Source organism: Paenibacillus sp. 01T47 (assembly GCF_056398245.1).
Genome location: NZ_JBFTPA010000017.1, coordinates 122108 through 140105, shown reverse-complemented (window position 1 = coordinate 140105; position 17998 = coordinate 122108). Strand labels below are relative to the sequence as shown.

15 protein-coding genes and 1 riboswitch are annotated in these 17998 nt (G+C 44.9%); of the genes, 5 read left to right on the top strand and 10 right to left on the bottom strand.

All coding sequences use genetic code 11. The features are described 5' to 3' along the window. The 3 genes from AC1DOV_RS26550 to AC1DOV_RS26540 all read right to left on the bottom strand — a co-directional run bounded on the left by AC1DOV_RS26550 (position 1) and on the right by AC1DOV_RS26540 (position 6178). A complete protein-coding gene (locus AC1DOV_RS26550; RefSeq protein WP_477551441.1) occupies positions 1-3006 on the bottom strand; it encodes an extracellular solute-binding protein in 3006 nt (1001 codons plus the stop codon). A 159-nt stretch (positions 3007-3165) separates the two neighbouring features. Then, positions 3166-4587, bottom strand: coding sequence for an ABC transporter substrate-binding protein (locus tag AC1DOV_RS26545; RefSeq protein WP_441882681.1), 1422 nt, complete (start codon positions 4585-4587; stop codon positions 3166-3168). Between the two features lie 652 nt (positions 4588-5239). Further along, positions 5240-6178 carry a hypothetical protein gene (locus AC1DOV_RS26540; protein WP_477551440.1) on the bottom strand — a complete coding sequence of 313 codons (939 nt, stop codon included), beginning with the start codon at positions 6176-6178 and terminating at the stop codon, positions 5240-5242. A 189-nt stretch (positions 6179-6367) separates the two neighbouring features. Between AC1DOV_RS26540 and AC1DOV_RS26535 the strand changes: the two genes are divergently transcribed. Further along, the gene (locus AC1DOV_RS26535; RefSeq protein ID WP_477551439.1) at positions 6368-6865 is read left to right on the top strand and encodes a DinB family protein; all 498 of its coding nucleotides are present in this window, start codon (positions 6368-6370) and stop codon (positions 6863-6865) included. An 86-nt stretch (positions 6866-6951) separates the two neighbouring features. Here the strand turns inward: AC1DOV_RS26535 and AC1DOV_RS26530 are convergent, their stop codons facing one another. Both AC1DOV_RS26530 and AC1DOV_RS26525 read right to left on the bottom strand, forming a co-directional pair. Beyond that, positions 6952-7152: a copper ion binding protein gene (locus AC1DOV_RS26530; RefSeq protein ID WP_054023077.1), complete on the bottom strand. Its 201-nt coding sequence runs from the start codon at positions 7150-7152 to the stop codon at positions 6952-6954. A gap of 23 nt (positions 7153-7175) precedes the next feature. Beyond that, positions 7176-7529 (bottom strand): metal-sensitive transcriptional regulator, encoded by a 354-nt coding sequence (locus AC1DOV_RS26525; RefSeq protein WP_441882687.1) that lies wholly within the window; start codon positions 7527-7529, stop codon positions 7176-7178. 184 nt (positions 7530-7713) lie between these two features. On the opposite strand from AC1DOV_RS26525, the gene AC1DOV_RS26520 reads away from it, so the two are divergent. The 3 genes from AC1DOV_RS26520 (at position 7714) to AC1DOV_RS26510 (ending at position 10715) form a co-directional block, all read left to right on the top strand. After that, positions 7714-8658: a hypothetical protein gene (locus AC1DOV_RS26520; protein WP_477510402.1), complete on the top strand. Its 945-nt coding sequence runs from the start codon at positions 7714-7716 to the stop codon at positions 8656-8658. 111 nt (positions 8659-8769) lie between these two features. Next, positions 8770-9507, top strand: a complete 738-nt coding sequence (locus AC1DOV_RS26515) for a glycerophosphodiester phosphodiesterase (RefSeq protein WP_477510422.1) — start codon at positions 8770-8772, stop codon at positions 9505-9507. A 5-nt stretch (positions 9508-9512) separates the two neighbouring features. Further along, a complete protein-coding gene (locus AC1DOV_RS26510; RefSeq protein WP_477551438.1) occupies positions 9513-10715 on the top strand; it encodes an SLC45 family MFS transporter in 1203 nt (400 codons plus the stop codon). 58 nt (positions 10716-10773) lie between these two features. On the opposite strand, the gene AC1DOV_RS26505 is transcribed toward AC1DOV_RS26510, so the two are convergent. The 4 genes from AC1DOV_RS26505 to AC1DOV_RS26490 form a co-directional block, all read right to left on the bottom strand. After that, the gene (locus AC1DOV_RS26505) at positions 10774-11640 is read right to left on the bottom strand and encodes a YitT family protein (protein ID WP_339204879.1); all 867 of its coding nucleotides are present in this window, start codon (positions 11638-11640) and stop codon (positions 10774-10776) included. 254 nt (positions 11641-11894) lie between these two features. Then, positions 11895-12173 (bottom strand): hypothetical protein, encoded by a 279-nt coding sequence (locus tag AC1DOV_RS26500; protein ID WP_076267180.1) that lies wholly within the window; start codon positions 12171-12173, stop codon positions 11895-11897. Between the two features lie 72 nt (positions 12174-12245). Continuing rightward, on the bottom strand, positions 12246-13985 hold the full coding sequence (locus AC1DOV_RS26495; protein WP_477510400.1) for an ABC transporter ATP-binding protein: 1740 nt from the start codon (positions 13983-13985) through the stop codon (positions 12246-12248). 3 nt (positions 13986-13988) lie between these two features. Next, complete coding sequence (locus AC1DOV_RS26490) at positions 13989-15713, bottom strand: ABC transporter ATP-binding protein (protein ID WP_477510399.1); 1725 nt, start codon at positions 15711-15713, stop codon at positions 13989-13991. Positions 15714-15894: 181 nt separating this feature from the next. Continuing rightward, a riboswitch (ZMP/ZTP riboswitch) is annotated at positions 15895-15973 on the top strand. Between the two features lie 65 nt (positions 15974-16038). On the opposite strand from AC1DOV_RS26490, the gene AC1DOV_RS26485 reads away from it, so the two are divergent. After that, positions 16039-16884 (top strand): bifunctional 5,10-methylenetetrahydrofolate dehydrogenase/5,10-methenyltetrahydrofolate cyclohydrolase, encoded by an 846-nt coding sequence (locus AC1DOV_RS26485; RefSeq protein WP_477527826.1) that lies wholly within the window; start codon positions 16039-16041, stop codon positions 16882-16884. 77 nt (positions 16885-16961) lie between these two features. Here the strand turns inward: AC1DOV_RS26485 and AC1DOV_RS26480 are convergent, their stop codons facing one another. Then, positions 16962-17918, bottom strand: coding sequence for a sugar-binding transcriptional regulator (locus tag AC1DOV_RS26480; protein ID WP_477510397.1), 957 nt, complete (start codon positions 17916-17918; stop codon positions 16962-16964). Positions 17919-17998 lie beyond the last annotated feature (80 nt).

The window sequence follows — 17998 nt, the reverse complement described above, 5'->3', positions numbered from 1 at the left end:
TCACGGGCTGTCGCCTCCTTTGGAAGTTGCTTGACTGGAAGATGCAGGCGCATCATTTAAACCAAATTCCTCGCGCTTCTTGCGCAATTCCTTATCGATTTCCTTAACGCCTTCCTCCACCGCTTCACGCGGTATTTTGCCATTCAATACGATTTGGTTCCAAATATTCGCGATATGCCTGGTCGTGTAGTAACCGCCAATGACAACCTCGCGCTCCTTGAACCATTCCCACTGCTCGAGAATCGCGTTAATATCAGAGGATTGCCAAGGCATCCGCTTCAGCGCCTCGATATTAGCGGTATTCCATCTTGCTTCTACGCCAAGCAGCGCTTCAAGCTCGGAGCCGAATCTTTCCTGCGTATCTGCACTCGTCCACCATTTCAGAAATTCCCATGATTGTTCTTTCATATCGGTATCTTTGAAAATCATGCCCGTTTGCGCGAGGCCGCCGGTTGAACGGTTAATTTGCCCGTCCTCCTGCTCGATGCCCGGCATCGGCTTCATGCCCCACCAGCCTGTAAGCTCCGGCGCTGCAGTAGATAGCAGCACGTAAGTGGAATAGTCCGCCACCCCGATTGGCATTTCGCCGGAACGGAAACGGTTATAGAAATCGGCTTGCTTCGAAATTTTAAAGTTCGTGAACAATCCTGTCCAAAGCTTGAATGCCTTTATCGCCTCTGGCGAATCAAGGTTCGAATATTTACCGTCTTCACGGTAAAACTCGCTGTTTTGCTGGAACAGGAACGGCGCAAACTCATTAATCGCAAGCGCCGGATTATTCGGAGCATGCGGGTAGAAAAAGTCCATTCCGTTTTGCTGCAGGATCGGAATAAGATCCATAACCTCCTGCCAAGTGTCTGGAATTTTAGACTCGGAGATGCCCAGCTGCTGCATAATATCTTTGCGATAGAACAACATGTTGAAGTTTTGATTTTCTGGCAACGCGTAGCTGCCGTTATTATATTTGTAAGGAATAAGTGCACCTGGCCTGAATCGAGCGGCCACTTCATCGTAATCGTCGTATTCCTCCAAGTTGACCAATCCATTGCGCACAGCATAATCAATTGGAATTTCACCCTCTACACCAAGCGCAACATCTGGCGCTAAACCCGCCGTGCTTGCCAGCAAGAGCACCTGCATCTGCTGAGCCGGAATCACGTTGACATTTACTTTGATGCCTGTTTCTGTGGTGAAATCCTCATCAATCATTTGCTTAATAATGTCGACCCAGTCGCGCCCTCTCGCTACCCAAACGTCCAGCACCTTCTCGTCTTCATACACGTTGCCGATACCGCCGTAGTTTTTCGTGAATGAGCTCGTAAAGTCGTAAATCATCGTCCCGGTTCTTGCCAGCCAGCCTGCATCAGGCTTCGGCCATGCCGTATCTGGCGATTTAATGATGAGATAGTCAAGCAGCAAGCTCTGCTTGCTCAGCCCATTCACCCATGTTCCAAGCGATGCCTGCAAATCATTGAATTGCAGCATGCGTCCTGGAATGGAGGTTGTATCGTTAGACATGCTGAGCAGCACGTCGCGCGCTTCGTAAAGCGGACTTACTTCAGAGCTGCCCTTGTCAACGCCCAGCTCATAAAGGCCTTTGATCGTATCATCGAAGCTCTTGGCCATAAGCTGCAGGCGCGGTACGAGGTTTGCGATATTTTGCTCCAAGCGCCAGTCGCCATTCGGATCGGGGTTCGTACCCGTAACTTGAATAACCTCACGGCCGAGCAGTGACATTTTGCGTGTCGTATCTGTAACCGTCTCGAGCATTCGCCCAAGCGCACCAACCTGAACCTCCATTCGAATCGTATGCTTGCCCTTTTCTAGATAATAGAGATAGGGCTCATTGCTCTCGCTGTCGCCGCCAAACTTAGCAACTTGGAACTCCGCCTTATAAGGAAAAGAAATTTCATTCATTTCTTTAAATGGCAGCTTGCCGTCAATCGTTACCGTCCGCTGTGTTGGCATTCCGTTAAGAAACCATTGCCCATAACGTGCTCCGATTTCGTACAGACCGCTTTCAGGCACCTCAATTTCCCATTCCGCCCACTGTCCGCCCGTTCGCCAGCTAGCGCCGCCGAACGTGTTAAGTACAATAGAATCTTTTTTGAATGGCTCTGTTAACGGCTCGCGATCCTCGATACGCTTCAGCGTCGGATCGGATTTTAAGGTCGACAGCTCGGCCTGCGCCTTAATAAGCTGTCCCGCTGTTTTCTTGTAGCCCTTCTGTTCATATGTGCTGGCAACCTCGGCGTAAGTTGGTAGCTTTACCGGCGAGTAAATGTCAATTTTCCCAATTGCCGCAGGCTCCCTAACCGCCTGAAGGCGCAGCGTATGCTTGCCCTTTGTCAGATAGAAACGAAACGGCTCGTACGTTTTGCCTTCTGCATCACGGAATTCCCGGTATTGCCAACCGAATGTCTCTTCCCTGCGTGGATTGAATTCATTATTCTGATTGTCAAACCATGTTTTTCCGGCTTCCTTCCACATCCTTTGGAATTCCAGCTTCTTCGCTTGGAAAAACGGATATTTTCCGTCAATTTGCAAGCTGCGAACGACGGATGAGCGCTTGCCCTCCATCGCGTAATAGCTCATTCCCATTTGATAATAGCCATCCTGCGGCACTTCAAAGGAATAATCCGCCCAGCTGTCCTCATCTATAAGAGCCAAGGCTTGACCTGACTGGTCACCTAAGCCCGAAACGATTTGTGTTCCTGACTCGCTGATTCCCTCATAATCTGTAGAAGACAGCGTGATGCTGAAATCCGTCATATCTGACGCTCCTTGTTCACTCCAGCTGTCTACATATTTATTAAAAGACGGCTCCAGCTTGCTGCTGGCGTCTTCACCTTCCAAAATTGACGATTGATCGATTCCAGCATCCAGCGCAATTCCAGCCATCGCATCATCGTTGTAGCCCCTTGAATTATTCCACCATAAAAAGAAGCAGACTAATGCGGCAATGACAACCAATGTTACCTTATACTTGCTTAGCCAATGAATCACCAAGGAGCACCCCCTTGCCATACTAGCGTAAACGGCTTGCGTCATTTTAAGGCGGCGCAGCTATCGTTTCGCGATAAATGTTAAAACGTATCGTTGTGTTATCATGCCGAATCATCCTTCAATGAAGGATGATTCGGTTTTCTGATAAAGGAAGCAAAATTATTGGGCGAGCTCTTTAATCAGTTTTTCCTTTTCGGCCTTCAGCTTGTTCTCAATGTTTTCTTGCGTTTGCTGAATGGCTGTTTTTGAATCAACGTTTTTATCAAGTGCGGCTAATACACCTTCAACCCATAAAGGCCATGCTAAACCGTCAAGACGAGTAAAACGTCTAATTGGAATGAGGCTGGCAAGCTCATTGTAGAACTTGTAATCCTCTTGGTCGCCGAGGTAAGGATTTGTATGTGACAGGTACCATTCTTGGCTTGTAATATGCTTGTAATCCGGTTGAACCGATTGTTCAATCCATAGTTTCCAAGCTGCTTCGGACGTTGTAATAAATTCTACGAATGCCCATGCTGCATCTTTATTGCTGCTTTGTGAAGGAATGACGAATGTCGATCCGCCCATACCTACGTTAAGTCCAAAAGGCATTGTTGTAGCTTTCCATTTGCCTTTTTGATCCGGGAAGTTGATTTCTAGATCACGTGCGCCGTAAGTTCCCGCTACGTACATCGGGGACTCGCCTTTTTTTACGCGCTGCTTGCCTTTATCACTGTAGATGCCGTCATGCGGAGCAATTTTCAATTGGTTAACTTGTTTTGAAATATCGAGGAATTTTACGAACTCATCCGTGTTGCGAACCCAGTTCATTTCGCTGTCGTAGTATCCAAGTGAATCGCCTAACCAGTGAACGGGTGAATCACGCCATTCCATGGAATACTTTCCGTTTGCTTTCAACGTTTGAGCTAATGTGAAGAAGTTGTCTGGATCTTGAATGTATTCGCCAAGCTCGGCTGGATCAGATGGCAAGCCCAGCTCTTCAAAGATGTCTGCACGGTAGTAAGTTACAGCAGGTGTAACATCCCACGGCATACCTAACAATTTGCTGCCGTCAATGGACGACCAGCGGTTCCAGTTATACTCCGATACAAGGCTTTGATATTTGCCAGCATCATATTGCGGTTGAAGCAAATCCTCCAGCACATTTCCTGTGCTATAGCGTGTAAATTGGCCTTGCTCAACAAGTGCAACATCCGGCGCTCCTTTGCCAGCTGCCAAAGTCGTTTGCAGCTTATCGTGCAAATCTCCGAACGGTACAAAAATCGTTTTCAGCTTGATATTCGGATAAACTTCATTAAACGCCTTTTGAAGCGCAGCATCCTTCTCTTTGTTGTCAAGGAACGTCCAGAACGTTACTTCACCTGCAATCGACGGATCAATGGAGGACTTGGCAGCCCCGCCATCAGGCTCAGAATTATTAGCAGCCGGCTCATTTGTAGACGCTTCCTTATTGCCTTCCGTATTCGCAGGCGTATTCTCTTTACCATTATTAACCGAGTTTTTACCTGCACCGCTGGAGCATGCCGTTACGAGCATAATAAGAGCCAACATAAAAATGAAAGTGCTTGTTAACTTTTTCATTTAAAAAAGCCTCCTCCGTAATTTTGAATAAAGCGTTTACATTTTAACCCTTAAAGGATATAGTCATTAATGCCTTGCTTGATTATGGTTCATAGATGAGTAAACAGTGTTTAACACATTTGTTAATCAGAAGCATTTTTTTGCAGGCATCAAAAACGATTTCTATTTTTTTGTTTCTCTTGCTGCTATGACTCCCTCTAGTTATCAGCATTGTAAAGCTTAAACAATTCCAGCTTGCTCTCACTGCTCAGCTTCTGTTTTGAATCAAACATAAGCAGTTCTTGACTTAACAGCCCAGTTTGCTTATATTCTAGTTAATTTATTAACCGTATAGCGCGAACCTATATTCATGCATTAAAACATATGTAAACTTGTTCAGCTCAAGCTTCACCCCCATGAGAAATAACCATTATGTTAATCGATTAATGATTATGTTACATGATTTAGTTTAACACGTATTTTTACGTTTTCAAGTACTAAAATTCAATTCAAGCAAAATTTTCGTTCAACTTTTTCAATGCTGATTTGCATTTTTAGTTACAATCTGCTTAACACCCGCTGGATTGCCTCGTTTTTCATGTTTAAGCACAAAAAAAATCACCCATTTCTGAGTGATTAGCATTTATATAAATATTTAATGTTGATCATTTTTTCACTCTGCCTCAATGATAAATGGAACAATAAATGTTTTTCCTCCACGCTGAAATTGCCCCCACATTTTATATAAACCCGGTTCAGGGAAACGAGTGGAGAATTCAGCGGTCGGCCCACTTCTGTTGTCATCCTTCGGATGGACATGCAGGTAACGGCTCCTATCCTCGCTCAAAATAACAACATGTCCGATAGCCCCTAAGTAAGGCTGTAAATCACTAATCGGTTCTTTCGTTTTTTCATCGCTTAACGTGAATATCAAATCTGTCTCTTGATCGGCTTTGAATGAGGAAATCTTCAAGGAGACAGCAATACCATCAACGATTTTTGTTAGGTTTTTATCCTTCTTCAGCGGCTCCTGAGCTTGTTTTGCTCCTGACACCTGTAGATGGGACGCAACCGTCATCTGCGGAGAACCTGTCGGAATAAAATCTGCGTACAGCTTATAGTTTCCACTCTTGTTGAAGGATGCAGCTACCTCGAACTTACCTTTCCCTTTATACTCAGGATGAATATGCATGAAGTCCTTCAAATCCTCGCTTACGAGAATGAGGTGCATGAGCTTCTCATGATTGACTTCATATTTTTCAATCGCCTTTCCCGCATGATCATAAAGAAACAACTCGATATTTGTTTCCTTCCCAGGACCAGGACGCACCGGCGAATAACGCCATTCCAGCTTAATATCGGCCGCTGACATTTGTTCTAAGCGGTTGTGGCCGCTATGATTTTCCGAAGTATCATGTTCCATCTCATCGCCTTGTGCATTAGCCGTATGACCACGATGTTCATCAGTGACAGCAACATTGCTCACAGCATGCTGGGAATGATCACTGACTGCCGGGCTTCCGCAGCCCGCCGCAAGCAAGCTAAGAATTATGATTCCCGCAGTTACTGTCCGCTTCCGATACTTTTTTGCATGCAAAGCCGATTTATTCATAACCATTCACCTCATGCTTTAAAATCTAATCTCATCCATTATTGCCCATCGACCTCAGCCTCAATCCTGCTAACGGACGATAGTATGCGTTATCCCAGTGCTTAGAATATTGTAATAAATAGTACCAAGTCATAGTACCTTGTTATATGATTATAGTAGATATTACCATCCGCTTAAGGAGAGGATCAGATGGATGATTTTAATGAGTATTTATTTACAACTAGAGAGAAATTGTTAAATGAAATATCATGCCTAGATGACGATGAATTCAATCGTACATTTGAAACTTCAATGTGGAGTATAGCTCAGGTTTGCCATCATTTATTGAAAACGGAAAACTTGTTTAGAAAGGCCATTATGTTCGGGCTTAAGCAAAAGATTTTAACCAAAACCGAACGTCAGCCTATTGAAATTGTGTTGGATAAGTCGGTGAAGTATCAAGCTCCCCAAATTTCAGAACCTGATTCAGGACCATTTCAAGTATCACATATCATTCAATTATTAAGCGAATCAAGAATTAAATTAATGGATGTTCTTGGTAAGATTGAGGATAAATCTATTGTGGAGGAAATAGCAGTGAATCACCCGAGGTTTGGTAACTTACCTTTAGATCAATGGATCGAACTGCTATATTTGCATGAGCAGCGGCACACAGAGCAAATTAAAGATTTAAAAGCACTTCGTTAATATAAACGTATATTTATTGCTTTCATAATAAACGAAATCAGAACCAAAAAAAAGAGGGGCTGTATTCAGCCCCTACCTGCTTTATTTTATACGATGTCGTATCCTTGATCCTCGATCGCTGCTTTTACTGCCTCTATCGTAACCTTCGATTCGTCGAAATCGACTGTTACTTTCTTGTTTGCCAAATCTACCTTGCCTACCGCTCCTACATTTGCAACGGCCTTCTCAACCGAACTGACACAATGACCGCATGTCATGCCCTCTACCTTCAATACTGCGTTTGCCATCATTAAAATCCCCTCTCCGTCTATTATTTCATTAGTTTGTTAACGGTAATGAGCAATTCATCGATAACTTCACTTTCGCCTGCTTGAATACGTTCAATTACGCAGCTTCGCATATGTCCTTCAAGCAGCAGCTTGCCGACACTGTTCAAAGCGGATTGTGCTGCGGCAATCTGATTAAGCACGTCATCACAATACGTATCCTTCTCTATCATCGCCTTAATGCCCCTAATTTGTCCTTCAATTCGGTTCAAGCGCTTTGTTAAATTGTCCTTCATTTGTGAGGAGTGATGACTCTTACGCGGACCGTTTGGGTCGCAGCAGTCATCCGGTGGATGGGAATGCTCATGACTCCCATCGATTATTGCTTCATTGTCCATTTCGCATACCTCCATGGGGTATTACTTGATAAATTCATCATATCATACCCCTAAGGGGTATGTAAATACTCTTTTTAATAATGTAAATTTATCCCTTATATTACACTTTTATTCTTTTCTCTATTATGCTACGATCATCCTCGTGTTCATCCTAAACCACATCGAATCGGAGGAATATCAGTTAATGGATTATTATGCACATGTCAAATGGTTTACAGACATCATCGCGGAGAAACAACCGCTTGCCGCCATTCTTTCTCCTTTTTTTATGAAGCTGGCAATGATTATTACCGTTCTGCTCGCTGTGCTAACCAAGTTCCTTCCTGAGTTATCGAGCTCAAATTTGTCTACAAAAGTGGATCGTCAGCTCGTTAAGCTCCGGCGATATTCCTTACCCATCCTAAAGTACGGCACAGCTGCTGCTCTTCTCATTCAAGCAGCTTCCGGAACACGCTTCGCACTGGAATTTAAGCTTACAGACGGCTGGCAAACGATCCTAATGTGGACTGCAATCATATTACTGCTTATTCCGCGGCATTATGCAACAAAAATTGGTGCGCTTGTGATGCTCGTTCTATTCATTGAATCAGGCATTGAAGCAGGAATATTTCATATGCTTGATTATGGTTTTTATTTGGCCATTATCGGCGCCCTGCTGCTCGAGCGAACTAAACTATCCGAATGGGGATTCCCCCTTCTCTATTTGGGAACAGGCTTATCGCTTTGCTGGGTCGCCGTAGAAAAATGGATTTACCCGACAATGGCAGAAGATATTATTATTAAACATCACGTACCCACGTTTGGTTTTGATATCTCGCTATTTATCATCATGGCTGGTTTTATTGAGTTCGTCGTCGGTTATTTACTCGTAATCGGTATTTTGAACCGAATGTTGTCTGTGGTGCTAACCTTTATTTTCATTTCAGCAACGATGCTTTTTGGCATGAAAGAGCTGATTGGTCATTTTATGATTCACATCGTACTGCTTTTGTTTATTATCGAAGGCGCTTGCATCTATAAGAAACCGCTCTCCGTTTATCGCACGACCTTCACGCAAATGGTGTTTGTTCCGCTTAATTTTATTTTCGTACTAGCTACCTACCTCCTCCTGTATTACCGCTTCGCTTAACTCTTATTGGAATCATTCCGGAGCCCACTTTTTATTCGTGTTTGACACAGCCATAATATTACTTCTATATAGTTAGTAATAGACTCTATTGTGCAGAAAGGATGAATCGTTATTAAAACTATTATTAATTTCGCCCATCGCGGAGCAAGCGGTTATTGTCCCGAAAATACGCTCGCTGCATTCAAGAAAGCCATTGAGCTAGGTGCTACTGGCATCGAAATTGATGTTCAACTAACGAAGGACGACCAAATCGTTATCATTCATGATGAATCACTAATGCGGACAACCGGCTTGAACAGGCTTGTAAAGGATACAGCATACGAGGAGCTTATGTCACTCGATGCTGGCAGCTGGTTTGACCCCGCCTTCCAAGCCGAACGAGTCCCACTTTTAGAGCAGCTTCTTGAGCTTCTCCGTCATACGGATATCATTTTAAATATCGAGCTTAAAAACGGTATCATCCAGTATCCAGGTTTGGAGCAAAAGGTAATTGACATGGTCCGAGCCTTCGGAATGACTGATCGCATCATTCTATCCAGCTTCAATCATTATTCGCTCTTGCTCTGCAAGCAGCTGGCACCTGAAATTCGTACCGGCGTTCTGTATATGGAAGGGCTTTATCGTCCTTGGGAATATGCGGCGACGCTTCAGGCTGATGCACTGCATCCTTTCAAATACGCTGTAACGCCAGAATGGACAGCTACCGCCGCTGCACATGGCATTGCCTACCATCCGTTTACGGTTAACGATGCGGAAGAGATGGAGCGACTCCTTAACGCAGGTGTAGACGGAATCATTACGGATTATCCTGATCGATTGGCTGAGGTGCTATTAAGGAGAGGGGCATAAGCGGTATGAAAAAAACATGGCTGCTCGGGTTCGGTTTTTTTAGCATCAGCATTACATGGGCGCTTTACAACGCATTCGTCCCCTTTTTTCTCGATAAGTTTTTGACGAGTACGGCGCTGATTGGATTCATGATGACGATCGATAATTACTTTGCTCTTTTTTTGCAGCCATGGATTGGAAGCCGCAGTGATCGCACAAACACGCGCCTTGGCCGAAGAATGCCCTATTTGCTCATCGGCATGCCACTTGCAGCCTTGTTCGGTGCGCTCATCCCTTGGCACACAAGCTTGCTCACGCTCGTATTGTTTATGGTGCTTATGAATCTGTCGATGAGCCTGTACCGCTCCCCGACTGTCGCGCTTATGCCCGATATCACTCATGACAGCAAGCGTACAAAAGCAAATGGCATTATTAACTTCATGGGCGGGATCGGCTCCATTATCGCTTTCGCAGGAGGCTCGTTTCTATATGAGAAACATCACTCACTCCCTTTTCTAGTTGCATCCATTTTAACGCTCATTTGTTTAGTCATTCTCTTGAATAACATAAAAGAAAAACGTGATGCGCTCTCTTACTCGCCTGCTGAGAAGACAACAAAAATATCGTTCAAAGAACAATGGAACCGTCCTACGATCTTTTTACTTGGTGCAATTTTCTTCTGGTTTCTTTCCTATCAAGGGGTTGAAGCCTTCTTTACTCTGTACGGCACAAAGCACTTACAGCTGACCGAAGGCCAATCATCATTCTCGCTCGCCTTCTTCTCACTCGCTTTTGTAGCTGCCGCCATTCCAAGCGGACTGCTTGGCAACCGCTTCGGCAAAAAGCTTATTATCACGTTAGGGGTTATTGGCCTCATCGTAATTTTTGCAGCGATCTCTTTCGCAGACGCGCTGCTCCCGCTTCGTACCTTGCTTATTGTCGGAGGCATCTGCTGGGCGATGATCAATATCAATTCCTATCCGTTTATCGTTTCGCTCGGCAAAGAGCAAAGCATCGGTACACGGACAGGCATCTATTACTTAATCTCTTCACTTGCTGCTATCGCTTCACCGCCGCTCATGGGCGGATTGATTGATCTGCTTGGTTATTCCGTGCTGTTCTATTTCTCATCAGGAGGCATGGTTATTGCGCTCTTGTTCCTGCTATGTGTAAAAGACAAGGGTCTCGCTAGGCCTGTGAATGATCCATCTATTTCGACAAGCTTATAATATAAAAAAATCCGGCTGCGCGACTTCTGACGTCGCAGCCGGATTTTATTGTTATACCTTAGTGGATGCTGCCTTTGCTGAATCCGCCGCCCATGACGTCGGATACATGCTCGATAGCAATAAAGGCATTCTCATCGATGGATTGCACGATAGCTTTGAGCTTCGCAAGCTCAAGTCGGGATACGACGCAATAGATCATTTGCGTTTCATCCTTCGAATAGCCGCCGCGCGCTTGGATCAATGTCGTTGTACGACCTAAACGGTCAATAATCGCTTGCGATACCTCATCATATTCAGAAGAAATAATCGTTACCGATTTCGACTCATCGAGACCTTCCACAACGATATCAATTAATTTAATCGCTATATAATATGTAAACATCGAGTACATGGCTGAATCCCATTCAAACACAAATCCCGCAATTACAAAAATAATAACGTTAAATATCATGATAATTTGTCCGACTGGCATACGCATTTTCTTCGAAATCAGGATCGATACAATTTCTACGCCATCCAGCGAGCCGCCGAAACGTATCGCAAGACCAACTCCTGCACCGAGAATAAGACCACCGAACAAAACAGCAAGCAGCTTTTCTTCTGTAAATGCTTCAACGTGATGGAGCAATGATGTCGTGATCGACATGACGATAATGCCATAAAGGGTTGAGATCGCAAACGTTTTCCCAATTTGTTTGTATCCAAGAATTAGGAATGGTACGTTCACTGCGAACAAGAACACGCCGAGTGGAAGCGATGTGAGGTGCGCCAACATAATCGATATACCGGCAATGCCACCATCGATTACATTATTCGGAACGAGAAACAATTCGAGTGCGACGCCCATTAAAATCGAACCAATCGAGATAAAAATAAACCGCTTAAAAATTTCTAAAGATGATAACCCCTTATGCGTTTTTGCCAACTGCCCATCCTCCGTTTTCCCGATTTCATCCTATAACTTTAGCATAAAAAAGCATTTTTTTCAAAAACGCATGTACCTCGTTTAGAACATATGCTGTACTATCCTGTCCTTATTCCGTCGCAATAACCGTGCAAAACATCTATTTTCAGCTAGTGTTTACAAAAATATTGTAAACTTTCCAACAAAAGAAGAACTGCTTCAGCCAACATGCGCTTGGAAGCAGTCCTTCATAGTCTTACATTTATGCTCACAAATTAGTCTACGTAACCTGCAAGGCCTTTGTCCATCAAATAATCCATTTCAGCGTCCAAGATTGATTCCACGACCAGCTCATTGGACTTTACATCAGGACGGCTCAGTACATAATCTACGAGCTCGTCGCCGTCAATATCTACCTCGCCATTTTTATCTTCCTTCGCGCTGCCGATGAACGCTTGCTCATGCTTTAATACAAGCTTAATCAGCTTCTCATCCGCGTTTGTTTCGTTTGCTATATACTGCAAAAGTTCTTGCTCGTTCAGTTGTTCTGTCATCGTTAGTCATCTCCTAATTGTATCGCTCGTCTCATTGTACCACATTCATATGACCTTTATGAGACAGTACGTCTATACTTGTTGTAAAAATTGACTGCCATGCAGTTGATCATACAACCCTTTTTTCGCAAGCAGCTCATCATGTGTACCGCGCTCCGCAATTTCACCATCTTTAATAAATAGAATGGTATCCGCATTTCGAATGGTACTGAGTCGGTGCGCAATAACGAAGCTCGTTCTGCCGCTAAGCAGCTTCTTCATCGCTTCTTGAATTTGGAGCTCAGCCAGCGTATCTACACTGCTCGTTGCTTCATCGAGTATAAGCAGCGCAGGATCTCCAAGAATGGCCCGAGCAATCGTGATAAGCTGGCGCTGCCCGTGGCTTATGTTCCCGCCTTCCGCTGTCAATTCGGTCTCATAGCCTAGCGGAAGCTTCGTGATGAAACTATTCGCATTCGCTTGGGCAGCCGCCTCCTCCACCTCTTCATCGGTAGCATCCAGCTTGCCATAGCGGATATTCTCACGAATGGTACCCGAGAACAAATGGGCATCCTGCAGCACGATTCCTAGCTGTTTGCGCAAGCTGTTTTTGTCTATCGTGCAGATGTCTTCGTCATCAATCAGTATTTGACCGTCCTTGATCTCATAGAATCGCCCAATCAGATTAATGATCGTAGTCTTGCCCGCTCCAGTTGGACCCACTAGCGCAACGGTTTCTCCCGGCTTAGCAATAAAGGAGATGTTATTAAGCGCTGCGGTTCCGTCGTTATATTCAAACCGCACATCGCGAAACTCTACCTTGCCGCCAATCGATTCCAGCTCTTTCACGGACTCGGGTTCTTCATATTCTGATGGAATATCCATCATCTCAAACACCCGCTCCGCGCCTGCTACCCCCGACTGAATCATATTGTATTGATTGGCGACCTCATTCAAAGGGCCTGAGAATTGCTTCGAGTAACCGAGGAAGCTTATGATGACGCCCACTGTTGCATGGTCATGAATTGCCAGCCAGCCGCCGACTCCTGCAATGATTAAATAGCTGATATGACCAAACATGTTCATGAACGGGCCCATCGTACCCGAATAAATTTGAGCTTTAGTTCCTACCTTCTTCAGCTTGGCATTAGCGGCGCTGAATTGCTCGGCCATTCGCTCCTCTTGATGAAACAGAGCCACAACCTTCTGGCCGGATACCGTTTCCTCTATAAAACCGTTCAGTCCGCCAAGTACCTGCTGCTGCCCTTTGAACTGCCGCTGTGTAATCTTTGCTATTCGCTTCGTAACGAAAACGATGAGCGGGATGATGACGAGTGTAACGAGTGTGAGCCACACATTTAAGAAAAGCATCATCGCGAACGAACCCACAAGCATAATGACGCTTGATATAATTTGTATCAGGCTTTGGTTCAGCGTATTCGTTACATTATCAATATCATTGGTTGTGCGGCTCATGAGCTCACCGTGATTTTTACTCGCGAAAAATGGAATAGGCAGCTTTTGCAAATGATTGAATAGTTCCTTGCGAAGGCTCCACACAGTTCGCTGCGATACTTCAGCTAAGTAAATGGCCTGAAGCCAACTAACTAAGCTGCCAGCCGCATAGATGCCGAGCATAAGCAGGCAGATTTGGAGCAAACCGTTATATTGTTTCGCAATAATATAATCATCCAAAGCCTTGCCAAGAAAATAAGGACCTGCAAGCGTAAGTCCTGCTGCAGCTATCGTGAGTGCAATAACCGCTAGCAGTCTAGCCCGCCCATGAAGTAAATAAGTGCCGATTCTTCTTAATGTCGTTAGCGTATGATTCATCTATCAAGCTCCTTGCTGGGAAAAGGCCATTTTCTGGTATAGCTTGCTTTGTTCAAGAAGCTCCTGATGCGTGCCAATGGCTGTAATTCGACCATTCTCAAGCACGATAATCCGATTTGCCTGCTGTACGGATGCAATTCGCTGACCAATGATAAGACAAGTGCTGCTCTTCATAATCTCTTGCAACGATTTGCGTATGAGTAAATCCGTTCTCAAATCAACCGCGCTTGTACAATCATCAAGGATCACAATTTTGGGTTTCAGCAGCAACGTCCTAGCAATGGACAACCGCTGCTTTTGGCCGCCGGACAGATTGACCCCGCGCTGGCCAAGCAGCGTATCATAGCCATTCTCCAGCTTCATAATGAATGCATGAGCCTCAGCTGCCTTGGCTGCTGCCTCTATTTCATCCTGACTCGCATCCGGCTTGCCATAGCTGATATTGTCACGAATGGTTCCACTGAACAGATGCGCCTGCTGGAGCACCATTCCGATTTGGCCATGCAGCTCTGCAGAAGCGATCTCGTTAATCGGATAGGAATCAATGCGGATCATTCCCTCTGTCGCTTCATAAAACCTTGGAATGAGGCTGACCAGCGTTGATTTTCCTGAGCCGTTTATCCCTACGATCCCAATCGTCTCGCCCGGCTCTATATTCAGATCTATGTCGTGAAGTATGTTTTTCTCCGAGCCTTCATAGCCGAAGCTCACATGGTCAAAAGTTATTCTGCCAGCTTGAATTTTTTTGGACTGCTCGTTAGCTTTTCGTTCAGCTGTCCATTTATCTGCCGGAACCTCCAGTATCTCATTGATGCGATCAGCAGAAGCCTTGGCCCGAGAGATTGCAATCAATTGATTTCCTAGTCCTAGAGTAGAAAAGAGAAGCTGTGTAATATAAGTTAAAAAGGCGGCGAGACTTCCCACTGACAGCGCCCCGTGCTCAGAGAGCATTCCCCCATACCATAATGCAGCTACAATACTAAAATTAAGAATGATCGACACAAGCGGCGTATTAAGCGCAACGATCTTAGCTGCTTTTAGACTGGCATGCAGTAGATTTGAGTTTGTTTCATTAAAACGTTCTTCCTCGTAATCGGACCGAACAAATGCTTTCACAACGCGGATACCGGACAAATTTTCTTGCATAACGGTATTCACTTGATCAAGCCGATGCTGCATCATTGAAAACAAAGGGACGGTAATCCGAGTTGTAATGATGAGGAAGAGAGCTAATAAGGGTATCATTGCGAGCAAAATAATAGACAGGCGCGGGCTGATGACAAAAGCCATGATCAGACTGCCGATAATAATGAATGAACTGCGTGCAAATACGCGGAGCAGCAGCAATACTAAGTTCTGAATTTGTGTGACATCACCCGTCAGTCTCGTCACGATGGAGCCTGAACCAAAACGGTCAAGCGATCGAAGCGACAGCGACTGTATTTTTTGAAACAGCTCCTGCCTCAGATCAGCCCCAAAGTTTTGCGATGCTATCGTCGAGAACACCGTGCAGCCGACACCTGCGATTAGTCCGATCAATGCGGCGATCAGCATTTTGGGCGCGGTGCTCGCGATTGCTGTGAGATCACCTGCTATAATGCCCTCATTCACAATGCTCGCCATGAATCGCGGCTGCAGCAAATCCATGACCACCTCTAGCAGCATAAACAGCGGTGCCAGCACAGCGCTCAGCCAATATTTCCTCAAAAATCTAGTGAGCTTTAACAACTTACCACCTCAATCTCCCATCATTTTGCGCAAACTGCAATAAAGAGGGCAGCGCGACCCGCTCCCTCTTGATAAAGTAATTATAGCATCCATCCTCTCGTTTCTACACCTAAATAATCATAAAATAATGTTAATGACTCGCTTTTGAACTTTCCACCTGTTAAAATCAAAATACCATTTAAAAGCTGTGCGTAACTGGCGGAACATGGGCAACCATGAGGAAGCGCACAGATCATTAGCCGTACGCCTGGGCAAAGGTAAGGGGACATACCCCTTGCCTTTTTATGTTTTTTTAACATTTATTTATAAGGGGCTGAGGTAGAAGATGACCGAGAAACTGATTTTGGATGGAGCCATTGTGGCCGATGCGATTAAAGAGCAGCTGAAAGAAAGAGTTGAGATTCTTAGCAAGCGGGGAATCATTCCATGCTTAGCGACGATACTGGTGGGCGATGACCCTGCGTCTGAAACCTACGTTCGAATGAAGGGCAATGCATGCAAGCGGCTTGGCATTGATTCCAAACGTATTCATTTGAACAAAAACATTTCAACGGATGATTTAATTGACGTTATTTTGCAGCTTAATGAAGACCCGCTTATTCACGGCATCCTCTTGCAGCACCCTGTACCGCATCAAATTGATGAGCGTGCTGCCTTTGAAGCGATTAGTATCCATAAGGATGTTGATGGTGTAACCGCGTTAGGTTTTGCTCAAAATGCATTTGGTTATGCCCAGTATCCGTCATGTACCCCTGCTGCTATTATGGCTATTCTTGATTACTATGAAATCAAGGTCGAAGGCAAACATGCCGTCGTCGTTGGACGAAGCCCGATTCTAGGCAAACCCGTTTCTCAGATGCTGCTGAACCGCAATGCAACCGTAACAACCTGTCATTCCAAAACAGAAAATTTAGCGGAGCTATTGCGTCTTGCCGATATCGTCGTTGCTGCAGTCGGCAAACCAAGCTTTATTCAAGGCGAATGGATTCGCGATGGCGCTGTAGTACTTGATGCAGGGTACAACAAAGGGAATATTGGGGACGTTGACTACGAGGCATGCCTAGCAAAAGCAAGTGCGATCACCCCTGTGCCTGCAGGCGTAGGTCCTGTTACGATCGCCACGCTTCTGAAGCATACGGTTGACTCCGCTGAGCGATTTGCACTTCAATAAGAGATATAGGAAGAAAAACGAGGGGATCTTATTTGCCGCTTTGCAGCTAAGATCCCCTCGTTTGTTCTATGGGATGTCTACACATCCCGTTCTAATAAATACCTCGCTGTAAACTGATCGGTAATGAGTACATTCGTGTAGCCGCCGCGCAGCGCGCCATAAATGCCATCTACCTTCTTCGCTCCGCCTGCCACAAGTATCGACTGGTCCTTGCGTTTCAGTTCATCGAGACTGATTCCAATCGTGCGCTGGTTCATGAGTGTTGAACAAATATTGCCTGTAATATCGATATAGCGTGAGCATATATCGCCAGCTGCTTTCTCGCGAATAATTTCCAGATCTGAATCTGTGAAATAATTGGCTCTAATTAATACAGAATCATCCGTAGGTGCTCCTACGGTTACAACGGCAATATTAGAAAGCTTCCCTAGCTCCAAAATATTGCGGATATGGCGATCCGATTCAATCGTCCGCTTCACAACCTCATGGTCAACAAGCGCCGGCAGCGGAATAAAGTAAGGTATCGTATGGAAAGCCTTGCCGAATAAATGAACAATTTCATAAGCGTATGTATTGGTTTCCGAATGGCTAACCCCGCCGTTGAGCTGCACGACCTTTACGTCGCGAACCGGCTTATCCTTAAGCTGAGAAGCCATTTGAAAGAGCGTCGTTCCCCACGTTGTCGCAATGATATCGCCATCTTTTACCGTATCGTATAAATAGTTCGCTGCCGCTTCGCCAATATACTTTTTTACGATGCTGTCCTCATACTGAGGCACAGAAACGATAACCGCTTTTTTCAGCCCAAACTTCGCTTCCAATCGATTCGCCAGAACAAAATTGTTTTCGTTCGGGTGTACGATTTTTATTTGAACATACCCCTCATCCTTCGCCTGCTGTAAAAATCTTGATATCGTAGGGCGCGATACCCCCAGCTTCTGAGCGATTTCTTCCTGATTATAATCCAGTTCATAATACAGCCTTGCTACATCAATCATTTTGCTAAGCTTATCATCCAGTCGATCATCAGCCATCCAAGTTTCACTCTTTCTATTTATGTCTAGAAATGCAAACGGTATCTACTCCCTCTAATTTAACATAGGTTTCAAATGAA

Bases quoted from the DNA above. Each gene is read 5' to 3' on its own strand.
- AC1DOV_RS26545 (WP_441882681.1), bottom strand. From the start codon at position 4,587: ATGAAAAAGTTAACAAGCACTTTCATTTTTATGTTGGCTCTTATTATG.
- AC1DOV_RS26540 (WP_477551440.1), bottom strand. From the start codon at position 6,178: ATGAATAAATCGGCTTTGCATGCAAAAAAGTATCGGAAGCGGACAGTA.
- AC1DOV_RS26535 (WP_477551439.1), top strand. From the start codon at position 6,368: ATGGATGATTTTAATGAGTATTTATTTACAACTAGAGAGAAATTGTTA.
- AC1DOV_RS26530 (WP_054023077.1), bottom strand. From the start codon at position 7,152: ATGGCAAACGCAGTATTGAAGGTAGAGGGCATGACATGCGGTCATTGT.
- AC1DOV_RS26525 (WP_441882687.1), bottom strand. From the start codon at position 7,529: ATGGACAATGAAGCAATAATCGATGGGAGTCATGAGCATTCCCATCCA.
- AC1DOV_RS26520 (WP_477510402.1), top strand. From the start codon at position 7,714: ATGGATTATTATGCACATGTCAAATGGTTTACAGACATCATCGCGGAG.
- AC1DOV_RS26510 (WP_477551438.1), top strand. From the start codon at position 9,513: ATGAAAAAAACATGGCTGCTCGGGTTCGGTTTTTTTAGCATCAGCATT.
- AC1DOV_RS26500 (WP_076267180.1), bottom strand. From the start codon at position 12,173: ATGACAGAACAACTGAACGAGCAAGAACTTTTGCAGTATATAGCAAAC.
- AC1DOV_RS26495 (WP_477510400.1), bottom strand. From the start codon at position 13,985: ATGAATCATACGCTAACGACATTAAGAAGAATCGGCACTTATTTACTT.
- AC1DOV_RS26485 (WP_477527826.1), top strand. From the start codon at position 16,039: ATGACCGAGAAACTGATTTTGGATGGAGCCATTGTGGCCGATGCGATT.
- AC1DOV_RS26480 (WP_477510397.1), bottom strand. From the start codon at position 17,918: ATGGCTGATGATCGACTGGATGATAAGCTTAGCAAAATGATTGATGTA.